We start from the raw sequence: 13,482 nt of genomic DNA on the forward strand, positions 1-13,482 counted from the left end.
AGTGGAGAACACCGATGAGCCCTGCTGGACACCTTCGTTCGCTGGCACGCGAACACGTCGCCGTCGCCGCACTGACCATTCCGCGCCTGCTGCGCGACCGGGTCTGGCGCGACGCGGATCCCCACGAGGGTGCCGGTCTGGGCGTGGTGCTGGTGCCCGGATTCGGGGCGAACGACCTGAGCCTCACGTTCACCACGACGTGGCTGCGCGATCGGGGTTACGTCCCGGTCGGAGCGGGCACCGGGTTCACCGTCGGGTGCACGTCGGAGCTGGTCGACCGGGTGGAGCGGCGGCTGGAGGAACACGCCGAGGCCACCGGCGGCCCGGTGGTGCTGCTCGGGCAGAGCCGCGGCGGCGGGATCGTCAGGGTGGCCGCCACGCGCCGGCCCGACCTGGTGGCCGGCCTGGTGATGCTGGGCAGCCCGATCCTCGACCCGATGGGGGCGCATCCGCAGGTCCTGCTCGCGGCGAAGGCGCTGGCGCTGCTGGCGCAGGCCGGTGTGCCGGGGCTGATGAGCACCGACTGCCTCAGCGGAACATGTTTCGACGACAACACGCGGGCCGTCACGGCGCCGTTGGACGTGCCCGCCGTGTCGGTGTACTCGCAGTCGGACGGCATCGTGCCGTGGCGGCTGTGCCTCGACCCGTCGGCCGAGTGCGTGGAGGTGCACAGCACGCACACCGGCATGGCGCTCGACCCGGACGTCTACCGCGCCCTGCGGCCCCGGCTCGCCGAGTGGGCCGCCCAGCGCTACGACCTGCGGGTCGCCGGATGAGCTCGCACGCGGAGTTGGTGCGCACGGCCGAGGACGTGTTCGGCTGGACCGAGCTGCGGCCGGAACAGCTGTGCGCCATGCGGCACGTGCTGGACGGGCGCGACACGCTGGTCGTGATGCCCACCGGTGCCGGGAAGTCCGCCATCTACCAGGTGCCGGCGATCCTGCTCGACGGTCCGACGGTCGTGGTCTCGCCGTTGGTGGCGTTGCAACGCGACCAGGTGGCCGCTCTGCGCGCCGCAGACGCCCCGGCGGCTGCCGCCGTCAACTCGGCCCGGTCGCGGGAGGCCAACGACGAGGCCTGGCAGCGGTTCGAGGCGGGTGAGACGGAGTACCTGTTCCTCTCCCCCGAACAGCTCGCCAACGCCGACGTGCTCGACCGGCTGGAACGGCGCGAGCCGTCGTTGTTCGTGGTCGACGAGGCCCACTGCGTCTCGGGGTGGGGCCACGACTTCCGGCCCGACTACCTGCGGCTGCGGGAGGTGGTCGAGCGGCTGGGGCGTCCGGTCGTGCTGGCGCTCACGGCGACCGCGAGCGGCCCGGTCCGCACCGACGTCGTGGAGCACCTGGGGCTGCGCGACCCCGCGGTGGTCGTCGCCGGGTTCGACCGGCCCAACCTGCACCTCGCCGTGCGGTTCGGCACCGACGAGGACGACCGCGTGCGGGCCGTGCTCGACTGGGTGAGCGAGCGCACCGGGCCCGGTCTGCTGTACGTGGCGACGCGCAAGGACGCCGAGCGCTACGCCGAGGACCTGACCGGCCGGGGTGTCCGGGCCGCGGCGTTCCACGCGGGCATGAAGGCCGCGGACCGCAAGCGGGTGCAGGACGACTTCATGGCCGACCGGGTCGACGTCGTGGCGGCCACCTCCGCGTTCGGCATGGGCATCGACAAGCCCGACGTGCGGTTCGTGGTGCACGCGGGCACGCCCGGCTCGCTCGACGCGTACTACCAGGAGATCGGCCGGGCCGGCCGCGACGGCGAGCCGGCGGAGATCGTCCTGTTCCACCGCCCGGAGGACCACGCCCTGCAACGGTTCCTGACCGCGCGCAAGGCGGACCTGGAGTGCGCGCGGGAGGTGGCGGGCCTGGTGCGGCGGCGGCCGGGGACGGCGATCGCCGACGTGGCGAAGCGGCTGGACCGCTCGCGCCGGAAGATCACCGGCACGGTGAACCTGCTGGAGAGCTCCGGAATCGTGGAGGTGTCGCGGGACGGTGTGCGGTACGCCGACGGGGCGCCCACGCCGGCGAAGGCGGTCGCGCTGGTCGCCGAGGAGGCGGAGCGGCAGCTGAAGCGGGACCGCTCACGGGTCGAGGTCATGCGCGAGTACGCGGGAACGCGCGGGTGCCGCCGGCGGTTCCTGCTGGGCTACTTCGGCCAGGAGCTCGACGGACCGTGCGGGCACTGCGACCGCTGCGACGAGGGTGTGCGGGACGACGACGCGGTGGCGAGCGAGCACCGGCCGGACTCCGTGGTGGAGCACGAGATGTGGGGTCGCGGCACGGTCGTGCAGCAGGACGGCGACAAGCTGATGGTGTTGTTCGACGAGGTCGGGTACAAGACGCTCTCGCTCGCCGCCGTCGAGGAGTCCGGCGTGATCACCTCGGGCCTGCCGGGGTAGGCCCGGTCAGGCGTTGTCCACCCGCAGGGCCAGGCCGCGCACGGAGAGCACCACGGTGTCCGGGGCCTCCGCCAGCACCAGCCGGACCTCGTCGCCGGCCGGTTCGAACCGCGGGCCGGTGCTCACAGTCCAGCGCGCCCGGTCTTCGGTCGTGAGCCGGACCTGGCCGCCGGGTTGCCGCACCGACGCGGTGAACAGCACGGTCACCTCACGCCCCTCGGTGCCGGACTCGCCCTCCTGCTCCAGGACGACGGTGCCGCCGTCCTCGGGCCCGCCCGCGTCGGGCAGCTCCGCGGACAGCCGCAACCCGGTCAGCCGCACCGCGTCGCCGTCCTCGCGGAGCCGGCACTCACCGGTGAAGTCCAGCAGCACCGTCCTGGACCTGAGCGTCACCTCCGTCTGCTCGGCGCGGCAGCGGACGGAGGTCTCTGTGCTGTTCGGACTGTCGGCCATGCGGTGTGCCTACCCCGGTCGCCCGTGGCGGAAACGCCGGCCGGCGCACACGATCGGGCCGTTGCGGGTGGTCACGGCACCGGCAGGTACTCGACGCACGCGTCGCTCAGCCACGCGGCGAGGTACTCGGCGAACGACGACCGCACCAGCAGCGTCACCTGGTCGGGACCGGTCACCTGCAGCACGATCCCCGTCCGCGCGAGCAACGTCTGCACGCAAGTGCCGACGGGAGCCGCAGCCGGGTGCAGGTCCACGGCACATCCGTGAGCCAGCACGTCCCTGACCCGCGGGCCTTGGAGGACCACGGTCGTGCGCTGAGCCGAAGTGTCCACAACGGACCCCCGCGCGGCTCCGAGCGCGCCACGCAACACCTCCTCGATCTGGACCTGCCGGTCGGGTGCGGCCACGACGAGGAACTCGTCCGGCCCGAGCCACAGCACCTCCACGGCACCGAACGGGCCGGTGCCCGCGGTGAAGGTGCACGCGGCCGCGGGGAACTCGACCCCCAGGGCGGCCGCCAGCGCACCGGGATCGGACGTCCGCACCGTGAGCTGGGTGCGGAACGGCCGCTCGGCCACGTCCAGCGCGGGTGCGAGCGCCGCCAGCCGGTCGGTCCAGCCGGACAGGGGGCTGATCGGGTCAGCCGTCACGACGGGTCCCCTCCTTGTCGTAGAGCACGGGGCCGGTGACGGTGACCGGCACGAGCGCGTCCTCGACCGGCACGAAGAGGGTCTCGCCGACGCGGTCTCGGCCCGAGCGCACGAGGGCGAGGGCGAACGTGCGGCCCAGTGCGGCGCTGGGGTAGCTGGAGGTGACGTGGCCGAGCATCCGGACCGGCGGTTGCGGCAGCCGGTCGGTCTCGACGACCTGCGCGCCCTCCGGCAGCAGCACCGCCGGGTCGACGGGCAGCAACCCGACGAGCTGCTTGCGGTCCGGCCGGGTGTTCTCCGCGCGGCCGAACGACCGCTTGCCGATGAAGTCGGCCTTCTTCTTCGACACCACCCACGACATCCCCAGGTCCTGCGGGGTGACGGTGGCATCGGTCTCCTGGCCGATGATCGGGTAGCCCTTCTCGGCGCGCAGCACGTGCATGGTCTCGGTGCCGTACGGCGTGATCCCGTACCTCTCCCCCGCCGCCACGAGCGCCTCCCACACGGCGAGCCCGTGCCACGCGGTCACGTTGATCTCGTAGGCCAGCTCACCGGAGAAGCTGATCCGGCACACCCGCGCCGGAACGCCCGCCACGACCGTGTCCTGCCACGTCATGAACTCGAACGCGGCGTTGCCGACGTCGAGCGAGGGCGCCACCGCGCCGAGCACCTCCCTGGACTTCGGCCCCACCAGCGGGATCGTGGCCCAGTGGTCGGTGACCGAGGTGCACTGCACGTCGAGGTGCGGCCACTCGGTCTGCAGCCACTCCTCCATCCAGTCGAGGACCTTCGCGGCGTTGCCGGTGGTCGTGGTGACCAGGTACCGCTGCTCGCCGACACGGATCACGGTGCCGTCGTCGATCACCATCCCGTCGACGCCGCACAGCACGCCGTAGCGGATCCGGCCGACCTTCAAGGTGCTCATCACGTTGGTGTAGAGCAGGTCGAGGAACGTGCCCGCGTCCCGGCCCTGCACGTCGATCTTGCCCAGCGTCGAGCCGTCCATCAGCGCGACGCCCTCGCGTGCGGCCCGGCATTCGCGCAGCACGGCCGTGTGCAGGTCCTCGCCGGGCCGCGGGTAGTACCAGGGCCGCTTCCACTGACCGACGTTCTCGAACACCGCGCCGTGCGCGACGTGCCACGGGTGGATCGCCGTGACGCGCACCGGGTCGTGCAGCTCGCCGCGGTTGCGGCCGGCCAGGGCGGCGAACGACACGGGCGTGTAGGGCGGGCGGAACGTAGTCGGCCGCTGGTCGGCGAGGTCGACGCCCAGCGCCTCCGCGACGACACCGGCCGCGATCATGCCGGACGTCTTGCCCTGGTCGTGCGCCGTGCCGATGGTCGTGTAGCGCTTGACGTGCTCCAGCGACCGCAGGCCGGCACCGGTCGCGCGCAGGACGTCCGCGACGGTCGCGTCCCGCTGCAGGTCCACGAAACTGGTGTCCGCGTCGCCGGGCACGCGCCACAGGACGAGACCGGAACGCTGAGTGCAGCGGGAGTCCGAGGCGGGCAGCGGAACCTGGCCGCGTGGCGTGAACCCGGCGGCGAGCGCGGCCGACGCACCGGCGTCACGGCCCTGCCGCACGCATGCCGCGAGGTCCAGTTCCCCGGTCACGGAGCCCGCGACCCGCACGGTCTCCAGTTCCGCGCCCGGCACGAACGCGCCGAGCTCGCCGTCGTAGCGCAGTGCGCCGCGGGCCTGGCTGAACAGGCTGACCACCGGGTTCCAGCCACCTGACACCAGCAGCGTGTCGCACGCGACCGTGTCGCCGCCGACGTGCACCGCCGTCACACGTCCCTGGCCCTCGGTGCCGGTCACCAGCTGCCCGGCGCGGACCTCGATGCCGCGTGCCGCGCACTCGGTGGCGAGCCGGGCGGGTGCCTCGGGACGGGCGTCGACGAGCAGCGGAACGTCCACTCCGGACTCGGCGAGGTCGATCGCCGCGCAGTACGCGCTGTCGTTGGTGGTGAACACGACCGCACGCGTGCCGGGCAGAACGCCGTAGCGGTGCAGGAAAGTGCGGGCGGCCGAGGCCAGCATGATCCCGGGCCGGTCGTTGTCCGGGAACGCCACCGGACGTTCGTGCGCGCCGGTGGCGAGGACGGTCTGCCTGGTCCTGATCCGCCAGACCCGCTGGCGGGTGCGGCCGGGCGGTGCGGCGAACCCGAGGTGGTCGGTGCGCTTCTGCAGGGCGAGCACGAACCCGTCCTGGTACACGCCGAACGCCGTGGTCCGTTCCAGCACCAGCACACCCGGCGTGCTCTTCAGCTCCGCCACGACGTCCGCGACCCACTGGGCGGCCGGCCGGTCGTCCAGGTGCTCGTCCGCACCGAGCAACGCGCCACCGGCCTGGTTCTGCTCGTCCACGAGCACGACGCGGGCGCCACCGCGGGCAGCGGTGAGCGCGGCCACCAGACCGGCCGGTCCCGCGCCGACCACCAGCACGTCGCAGTGCTCGTGCTTGGCGTCGTAACGCGCCGGGTCCGGTTCGGCCGCCAGCCGGCCCTGCCCGGACAGACCGCGGGCCACCAGGCCGTCGAACAGCTCGACGGTGGTCGCGAGCAGCATCGGCTCCGGGAACGGTGTCTCGACCTGCACCAGCGACGTCGGGTCCTCCGACCCCGCTGCGACGATCCCGCGCGGGCGGCCGAGCTTCACGCTGCTGCCGATCTCGTGCACGCCGTTGGCCAGCAACGCCGACGCGAGCGTGTCGCCGGGGTGCCCGGTGAACGACCGGCCGTTGAAGGTGAAGCGCAGCACCGTGTTCCGGTCGACCAGACCGCCGGTGGCCATGCGGAACGTCATGGGGCCACCTCCGGCATCGGCTCGCCCACGCGGTAGACGGCGAGCAGGTCGTGGGTGCGGGTGTCGCGCACGGCGTTGAACCAGCGGCGGCACCCGGCGCTGTGGCTCCAGCGCTCGGCGAACGGGCCGCTCGGGTTGTCGCGGAAGAACACGTACCGCGCCCATTCCTCGTCGCTCAGCGCCGCCGGGTCCTGCGGATGGGCGACGTGGGCCTGGCCGCCGTAGTGGAACTCCGCTTCCTCACGCGGCCCGCACCACGGACACGGGATGAGTTGCATGTCGGCTCCCTGAGGTGGTCGAGCGGTTCAGTGCGCCACGGCAGCGGCGCCGTGCTCGTCGACGAGTGCGCCGGTGGTGAAGCGTTCAAGGGTGAACGGTGCGTTGTACGGGTGTGGCTCGTCGTGGGCGATGGTGTGCGCGAAGCAGTCGCCGACACCGGGCGTGGCCTTGAACCCGCCGGTCCCCCAGCCGCAGTTCAGGTACAGCCCGGCGACCGGCGTAAGGCCGACGATCGGCGAGGCGTCCGGGCTCACGTCCACGATGCCCGCCCACGTGCGCAGCAGGTGCGCCCGCGCGAACACCGGGAACAGCTCCAATGCCGCGGCCATCTGCTGTTCGATGACGTGGAACGAACCCCGTTGGCCGTAGCCGTTGTAGCTGTCGATGCCCGCGCCCATGACCAGTTCGCCCTTGTGCGCCTGGGAGACGTAGACGTGCACGGCGTTCGACATCACCACGGTCGGGTGGACGGGTTCGAGCAGCTCGGACACCAGGGCCTGCAACGGGTGCGAGGCGAGCGGGAGCCGCAGGCCGACCATCCCCGCCAGCACCGAGCTGTGGCCGGCCGCGCACAGCGCGACCTTGCCCGCGGCGATCCGGCCGCGGCTCGTGCGCACCGCGGTGATCCGGCCGTGCGCCGTCTCCAGCCCCGTGACCTCGCAGTTCTGGATCAGGTCGACGCCCATCGCGTGCGCGGCCCGTGCGTAGCCCCACGCCACGTAGTCGTGCTTCGCGATGCCCGCGCGCGGCTGGTAGGTCGCCCCCAGCACCGGGTAGCGCACGTCCGGTGAGACGTTGACGATCGGGCAGATCTCCTTGACGCCGGCGGGGTCCACCCATTCCGCGTCGATGCCGTTGAGCCGGTTGGCGTTGACCCGCCGCACGCTGTCGCGCACGTCCTGCAGGCTGTGCGCGAGGTTCAGCACGCCGCGCTGGTCGAACAGGATCGGATAGCCGAGGTCGTCCTCCAGCCCCTCCCAGAGCTTCAGCGAGTGCTCGTAGATGCCGGAGCTCTCATCCCACAGGTAGTTCGACCGGATGATCGTGGTGTTGCGGGCCATGTTGCCGCCGGCCAGCCAGCCCTTCTCCAGCACCGCCACGTTCGTGATGCCGTGCACCTTCGCGAGGTAGTGGGCGGTGGCCAGGCCGTGCCCTCCCCCGCCGACGACCACGACGTCGTAGGACGCCTTCGGTTCCGGATCCTCCCACAGGAAGTCCGGGTGCTCGGGCAGGTGCGCTCCGGGCGGACTGGTCACGGGCGCGCCTCCAGCGAGGTCGTCTGGTCGACTACTGGTATATCAGTCTGTGCCGTACCGTAGGACACATGAACACACGGGTCAACGACGAACCCGGTGCCGCCGCCTCGCTGACCGAACGAGCGTACGCGGTGCTGCGCGACCGCCTGGTGATGCTGGAGATCAAGCCTGGCGAGCCGATCAACGAGGAGCGGCTGCGCGGCGAGCTGGGCGTCGGCCGCACCCCGATCCGCGAGGCCCTCAAGCGGCTGGAGCAGGAACGGCTCGTCGTCGCCTACCCGCGCCGTGGCACGTTCGCCACCGACGTGAACATCTCCGACCTCTCCCACATCTCCGAGGTCCGCCGCACGCTCGAACCGCTGGCCGCCGCGTCCGCCGCCGACCGCGCCACGCCGCAGGACCGCGTCGCACTGACCGAGCTGCGGTCCGAGCTGGAGACCGCGACCCGGCCGGGCGACAACACGGCACTGCTGCGCGACGACGTGGGCGTGCACCGCGCGATCTACCGGTGCGTGCACAACCCGTTCCTGGAGGACACGCTGGTGTCCTACGACAACCTGGCGACCCGGATCTGGTGCGTGTTCCTGCCGCGACTGTCCGGAATGGCCGGTCACGTGGACGAGCACGTGCCGCTGCTGACCGCGATCGTCGAGGGTGACACCGAGAAGGCGGCCGAGCTGGCCGCCCAGCACGTCACCGGGTTCGAGCGGGCGATCCGGGCGCTGATCTGACCCGGCCGCCGGGTGCTACCGCGGTAGTACGCGGCCGGACCCGCTACCGCGGTAGCGGACGCGGTGGGCGCCTGGGTACGACGACTGCCGGATGGTTTGTCCCTGGCGTTTCGATGTGCTCAAGACCCGTGCCACGCTTCTCGCCGCGGCGTTCGTCCTCTTCGGACTGATCGCCTGGCTGACGGGGCGGCCGCCGGGCATCGACAGCGCGGTGTACCGCTCCGGGGCGCTGGCGGTGCTCGCCGGTGAGCCGTTGTACGAGCACCTGCGAAGCGAGCAACGGCACCGACGCCGTGCACGCGGCGGCCCCCGGCACCGCCCCGGCACGGTGCACCCGGAACGCGCCGACCGGCTGACCCCGCAGGAGCTGTTCGCGAAGCTCGGGGTGCGGGACCGGGCGCAGGCGATCGTCGCGGCCTACGAGATGGGGATCGTGGTGACCGGCCGCTTGTGGTCACGGGTGGGGACAGTGTGCGGCTGGGTGCACCCATAACGGGCGGCGCGACACGTCCCAGCGGAGGACTACCCACCACGGGAGCGGAACGCCGTGCGCGGAGGTTGTCACCCCGGCTGACGGGCCGATCATGGGGAGAATTTGCCGCACAAAAGCCACACTTGGCCGCCTGATCAGCGCAAACAGGGTTCTTGCGGTATTCGGGCGCAGTGAGACACTGGGAGCCATGGCAAGACGAACGGCGCTGGGCGATGCGCTGCGGATGGCGGGATACACGCAAGAGAGCCTGGCGGAAAAGCCAGGCGTGGACCGGGCGTCCGTTCAGCGTTGGCACGCCGGGAAATCACGGCCGCAGGCCTATCTCTGGCCGAAACTCGCCAAGCTGCTCGATGTGAGCCCGCAGCGGCTCCGTGACATTCTGGCAGCTTCCGAGGTTCCGGGGCTGTCGGATGCTCCTGTTCCACTCCGACTGGCGGCGGAATCGATCGGCGCAGCGTCCTTTCGAGCGGAATCAGCATGGGCGTCCTCCTCGCGTTGGGCGAGGGAGGAGGCAGGGCGGTGAACCCCGCTGTTGTCGACACTTTTGTCGATCTGCGTGACTCGCTCGTTGCAGCGGACAGCCTGCTCGGCTCGGGAAGCCTTGTGCAGTCCGCCGTTGAGCAGGTTTCCAACGTGGCGCGTCTTTTCGGTCGCGCCGACCTCAAGACCCGGGACCGTTTGTTCGAGATCGGCGCGCTCTTCGCCGAGTTCTGCGGCTGGCTGGCGGATGATCTCGGCAGGTTCGAGGACGGGAAGTCGTGGTCGCGTCAGGCACTGGAATGGGCCCACTCATCCGGAAGCTCTGATCTTCTGGCCTACCTCCTGATGCGGATGAGCCAGCAGGCGCAGCTCGTCAGCGACGACGGCGCGGCGGCCGCGTTGGCGCACTCGTCCGTTCGCTACGACAGATCGGTGCGCAGCGTCCGGGTTCGTGCTGCCGTTCATCAGCAAGCGGCTCACGCGTCCGCCCTGGACGGCGATGAACGATCGGCGCTTTCGCATCTCGATGACGCGTACGAGCTCAGCGGGAAGAGCCTGAGCGAGGAAGATCCCTATTCGCTCGCCGGCTACTGCACTCCGATCTATGTGACCGTTCAACGTGCAGCGGTCCTCAACACTCTCGGCAAGTATTCCGCAGCCCTCGAAGAGTATGACCGTGTGCTCGGTGATTGGCCGCAGGAGTTCCATCGAGAACGGGGACTTCACCTTGCGCGCCGCACCTCGGTTGCGGTGCGGGCCGGTGTTCCGGATGCGGCGGTCGAAAGCGGAATGTCGGCTTTGGCGATCGCCCGCGAAACGCGGTCGCGCCGAACGGTCCAAGAACTCGCCCGCAGCGCGGAGAGCATGCAACCGTGGCGGTCGTATGCTGGTGTCGACGAATTCCTGGAAGCTGTTGCCACCGAAGGAGAAGCCGAGTGGGCACGTTGAGTGTTGACGAACTGGTCGGCCGTGACGAGTGGGAAGCCGTCAACCAGGGACAGCAACGCCCATTCGTCGTCTACAAGTTCGCCGCCACCCTCGACGGCAGAATTGCCGCGGAGGACGGCACAAGCCAGTGGATCACCAGCGCGGAGAGCCGCGCCGAGGTACACCTCCTGCGGGCCGGATGCCACGCGACGGTGGTCGGATCCGGCACGCAGCAAGCCGACAACCCGAACCTCGCGGTGCGCGGCAACGACGATCCACGCCTGAACCTGTCGATCGTGTCCAACCCCGATCGCCAGCCGTGGCGAGTCGTGATCGACAGCAACGCCAAGACGCCCGCCGACGCCAACGTCTGCAACGGCGCCGCGCCCACGTTGATCATCGTCGCCGATGATGCCGACGCGTCGCACCTGGACGGCGTCGTGGAGGTTCTGCGCGTGCCGCGTGCGGAGCGAGGGCTCGATCTCGGCGAGGTCATGCGTGCCTTGTTCGCCCGCGACATCAGGGCCGTGTTCCTGGAGGGAGGCCCCACGCTCGCCGGCAGCTTCATCGCGCAGGGCCTCGTGGACCGCGTCGTGAACTACGTGGCCCCGGCGCTTCTCGGGGCGGGCAAGAGCGGCTTGGAGGACGCGGGCATCCACAGCATGTCGGACATCCTCCGTCTCGACCTGATCGACGTGGCACGCAGTGGCTCGGACGTCCGGCTGGTGGCACGAGCCGTGAGGTAGCCGGACCGGCCTCGATGACGAACGCCCGCCGAGAGCCTTCCCGGCGGGCGTTCGTCGTACGGAACACCCGGTGCCGACGTTGTGACCGAAGCTGACTTGGCTCAGCCATAGTCAGGGGGTAGCGTTCTGACTATGGTCTCCACAAGTCAGGCTGTCGTCATCGACGCCGTCCGCACCCCGCTCGCCAAGGGCAAGCCCGGTGGCGCGTACTCCGAGATCCACCCCGTGGACCTGCACAGCACGGTCCTCAAGGCGCTCGTCGACCGCACCGGGCTCGACCCGGCCGCCGTCGACGACGTGATCAGCGGTGCCGTCGGCCAGGTCGGCGAGCAGTCGGGCAACACCGCGCGGTGGGCGGCGCTCGCCGCCGGGTTCCCCGAGTCGGTCCCCGGTGTCACGGTCGACCGGCAGTGCGGGTCGAGTCAGCAGGCGCTGCACTTCGCGGCGCAGGGCGTGCTCGCGGGCGCCTACGACGTGGTGATCGCCTCCGGCGTCGAGTCGATGAGCCGGATCCCCATCGGGTCGCAGACCCTGGGCAGGGACTTCCTCGGCACGAAGGTCGCCGCGCGCTACCCGGACGGCCTGGTGCCGCAGGGCATCAGCGCTGAGCTGATCGCCCACCGGTGGAAGCTCTCGCGGGCGCAGCTCGACGAGTTCTCCGCCGAGTCCCACCGGCGTGCCGCGACGGCGTGGAAGAACGGGCTCTTCGACTCCCAGGTCACGCCGGTCACCGACCTGGCCGTGGACGAGACGATCCGCCAGGACACCACCGCCGAGGTGCTGGCCGGGTTGCGGCCGGCGTTCCGCGACGAGCACTGGGAGGCGCGGTTCGCCGAGCTGGACTGGCGGATCACCGCGGGCAACAGCTCGCCGGTCAACGACGGCGCGGCGGCCGTGCTGGTCACGAGCGAGGAGGCGGCGGCACGGCTCGGGCTGCGGCCGCGGGCCCGCATCCACTCGTTCGCCGTCGCCGGTGACGACCCGGTCCTCATGCTCACCGGCATCATCCCGGCGACCCGCGAGGTGCTCGCCCGCGCCGGGCTTACGATCGGCGACATCGACGTCTTCGAGGTCAACGAGGCGTTCGCCCCGGTCGTGCTGGCGTGGCAGGAGGAGACCGGCGCGGACCTGGCCAGGGTCAACGTCAACGGCGGCGCGATCGCCATCGGTCACCCGCTGGGCAGCTCCGGCGCCCGGCTGATGACCACGCTGCTGAACAACCTCGAACAGACCGGCGGCCGCTACGGGCTGCAGGTCATGTGCGAGGCCGGTGGCCTGGCCAACGCGACGATCATCGAGAGGATCTGAGCGTGGACCGGACCCGCACCTACACGTGGAGCGACCCGCGGCTGCTCGCGAGCGCGGCGAGCGAGCTGGACGGCGCCGAGTTCCTGAAGAAGATCGGCAGCGGCGACCTGCCCGCTCCCCCGGTCGCCGAGACCACCGGCCTGACCATGGCCGAGATCGGTGACGGGTACGCGCGGTTCGAGCTCACGCCCGCGGAGTGGCACTACAACCCGATCGGCTCGGTGCACGGCGGCGTCCTGTCGACGCTCGCCGACACGGCGCTGGGCTGCGCGGTGCACAGCAAGCTCCCGGCGGGCACCGGGTACACCTCGCTCGACCTGACGATCAAGTTCACCCGCCAGGCCACGCTCGACAGCGGCACGCTGACGTGCGAGGGCCGGGTCGTGGCCAGCGGGCGCCGCACCGCCACCGCGGAAGGGCGCATCACCGACAGCTCGGGCCGGGTGATCGCGCACGCCGTCACGACGTGCCTGCTCCTCGGTTGATCCGCACCTCCAGCCCCTCCGGCCCGAGCGACTCGGTGCCGGACGGGGCGATCCGCACGCTCACCGGCTCACCGGTCTGCGCCGACACGACCTGCAACGGCCCGTCGTCGCGCAGGTAGGTGTCGCCCCACTGCATCAGCGCCACGATCACCGGCAACAGCGCCTCGCCCATCTCGGTGAGCACGTACTCGTAGCGCGTCCGCGCGCCCGGTTCGCGGTACGGCCGCTTCTCCAGCACGCCGGCCTCGACGAGCTCCTTGAGCCGCTTGGCCGCGACCGCCTCGGTGATGCCCACGCGCCGCACGAACCCGTCGAACCTCGTGGTGCCGTAGAACGCTTCGCGCAGCAGGAGCACGGCCGATCTGGTGCCGATGACGTCCAGCGCCAGCGCGATCGAGCAGCGGTCCGGCTGCCACCGGTCCAGCGCGGCCAGCGGGCCCTTCATGTGCATGGGCATGGGCGGCAGCCTACAC

15 protein-coding genes are annotated in these 13,482 nt (G+C 71.3%); 9 read left to right on the forward strand and 6 right to left on the reverse strand.

Annotation, left to right across the window (positions count from 1 at the left end; genetic code table 11):
* Positions 1-14 precede the first annotated feature (14 nt).
* Both ADL03_RS01235 and ADL03_RS01240 read left to right on the forward strand, forming a co-directional pair.
* A complete protein-coding gene (locus ADL03_RS01235) occupies positions 15-776 on the forward strand; it encodes an alpha/beta fold hydrolase (RefSeq protein WP_053731448.1) in 762 nt (253 codons plus the stop codon).
* Entirely contained in the window at positions 773-2,395 is a 1,623-nt protein-coding gene (locus ADL03_RS01240) for a RecQ family ATP-dependent DNA helicase (protein WP_053731449.1), read from the forward strand. The genes ADL03_RS01235 and ADL03_RS01240 overlap by 4 nt, the downstream gene beginning before the upstream one ends.
* A gap of 6 nt (positions 2,396-2,401) precedes the next feature.
* Here the strand turns inward: ADL03_RS01240 and ADL03_RS01245 are convergent, their stop codons facing one another.
* From ADL03_RS01245 to ADL03_RS01265, 5 genes are all read right to left on the reverse strand, one after another.
* Entirely contained in the window at positions 2,402-2,848 is a 447-nt protein-coding gene (locus ADL03_RS01245; protein ID WP_053731450.1) for a hypothetical protein, read from the reverse strand.
* Positions 2,849-2,919: 71 nt separating this feature from the next.
* Positions 2,920-3,498: a sarcosine oxidase subunit gamma gene (locus ADL03_RS01250; RefSeq protein ID WP_053731451.1), complete on the reverse strand. Its 579-nt coding sequence runs from the start codon at positions 3,496-3,498 to the stop codon at positions 2,920-2,922.
* Complete coding sequence (locus tag ADL03_RS01255) at positions 3,488-6,304, reverse strand: 2Fe-2S iron-sulfur cluster-binding protein (RefSeq protein ID WP_053731452.1); 2,817 nt, start codon at positions 6,302-6,304, stop codon at positions 3,488-3,490. Before ADL03_RS01255 ends, ADL03_RS01250 begins: the two co-directional genes overlap by 11 nt.
* Complete coding sequence (locus ADL03_RS01260; protein WP_053731453.1) at positions 6,301-6,582, reverse strand: sarcosine oxidase subunit delta; 282 nt, start codon at positions 6,580-6,582, stop codon at positions 6,301-6,303. Before ADL03_RS01260 ends, ADL03_RS01255 begins: the two co-directional genes overlap by 4 nt.
* 27 nt (positions 6,583-6,609) lie before the next feature.
* Entirely contained in the window at positions 6,610-7,839 is a 1,230-nt protein-coding gene (locus tag ADL03_RS01265) for a sarcosine oxidase subunit beta family protein (protein WP_053731454.1), read from the reverse strand.
* Between the two features lie 68 nt (positions 7,840-7,907).
* On the opposite strand from ADL03_RS01265, the gene ADL03_RS01270 reads away from it, so the two are divergent.
* From ADL03_RS01270 to ADL03_RS01295, 7 genes are all read left to right on the forward strand, one after another.
* The gene (locus ADL03_RS01270) at positions 7,908-8,570 is read left to right on the forward strand and encodes a GntR family transcriptional regulator (protein WP_053731455.1); all 663 of its coding nucleotides are present in this window, start codon (positions 7,908-7,910) and stop codon (positions 8,568-8,570) included.
* A gap of 115 nt (positions 8,571-8,685) precedes the next feature.
* Positions 8,686-9,063 (forward strand): hypothetical protein, encoded by a 378-nt coding sequence (locus ADL03_RS48020; protein WP_053731456.1) that lies wholly within the window; start codon positions 8,686-8,688, stop codon positions 9,061-9,063.
* A gap of 223 nt (positions 9,064-9,286) precedes the next feature.
* The gene (locus ADL03_RS50635) at positions 9,287-9,586 is read left to right on the forward strand and encodes a helix-turn-helix transcriptional regulator (RefSeq protein WP_369808916.1); all 300 of its coding nucleotides are present in this window, start codon (positions 9,287-9,289) and stop codon (positions 9,584-9,586) included.
* Positions 9,583-10,491, forward strand: a complete 909-nt coding sequence (locus ADL03_RS01280; RefSeq protein WP_157527761.1) for a hypothetical protein — start codon at positions 9,583-9,585, stop codon at positions 10,489-10,491. Before ADL03_RS50635 ends, ADL03_RS01280 begins: the two co-directional genes overlap by 4 nt.
* Positions 10,479-11,216, forward strand: coding sequence for a bifunctional diaminohydroxyphosphoribosylaminopyrimidine deaminase/5-amino-6-(5-phosphoribosylamino)uracil reductase RibD (gene ribD / locus ADL03_RS01285; protein WP_197287972.1), 738 nt, complete (start codon positions 10,479-10,481; stop codon positions 11,214-11,216). The genes ADL03_RS01280 and ribD overlap by 13 nt, the downstream gene beginning before the upstream one ends.
* Before the next feature lie 132 nt (positions 11,217-11,348).
* Complete coding sequence (locus ADL03_RS01290) at positions 11,349-12,524, forward strand: acetyl-CoA C-acyltransferase (RefSeq protein WP_053731458.1); 1,176 nt, start codon at positions 11,349-11,351, stop codon at positions 12,522-12,524.
* Between the two features lie 2 nt (positions 12,525-12,526).
* Complete coding sequence (locus ADL03_RS01295; protein ID WP_082372777.1) at positions 12,527-13,009, forward strand: PaaI family thioesterase; 483 nt, start codon at positions 12,527-12,529, stop codon at positions 13,007-13,009.
* Here ADL03_RS01295 and ADL03_RS01300 read toward each other — a convergent pair.
* Entirely contained in the window at positions 12,984-13,466 is a 483-nt protein-coding gene (locus ADL03_RS01300; protein ID WP_053731459.1) for a helix-turn-helix domain-containing protein, read from the reverse strand. The genes ADL03_RS01295 and ADL03_RS01300 overlap by 26 nt on opposite strands.
* Positions 13,467-13,482: the final 16 nt, after the last annotated feature.

Origin of the sequence: Nocardia sp. NRRL S-836, assembly GCF_001279525.1 — a bacterium.
Lineage (GTDB): Bacteria > Actinomycetota > Actinomycetes > Mycobacteriales > Pseudonocardiaceae > Lentzea.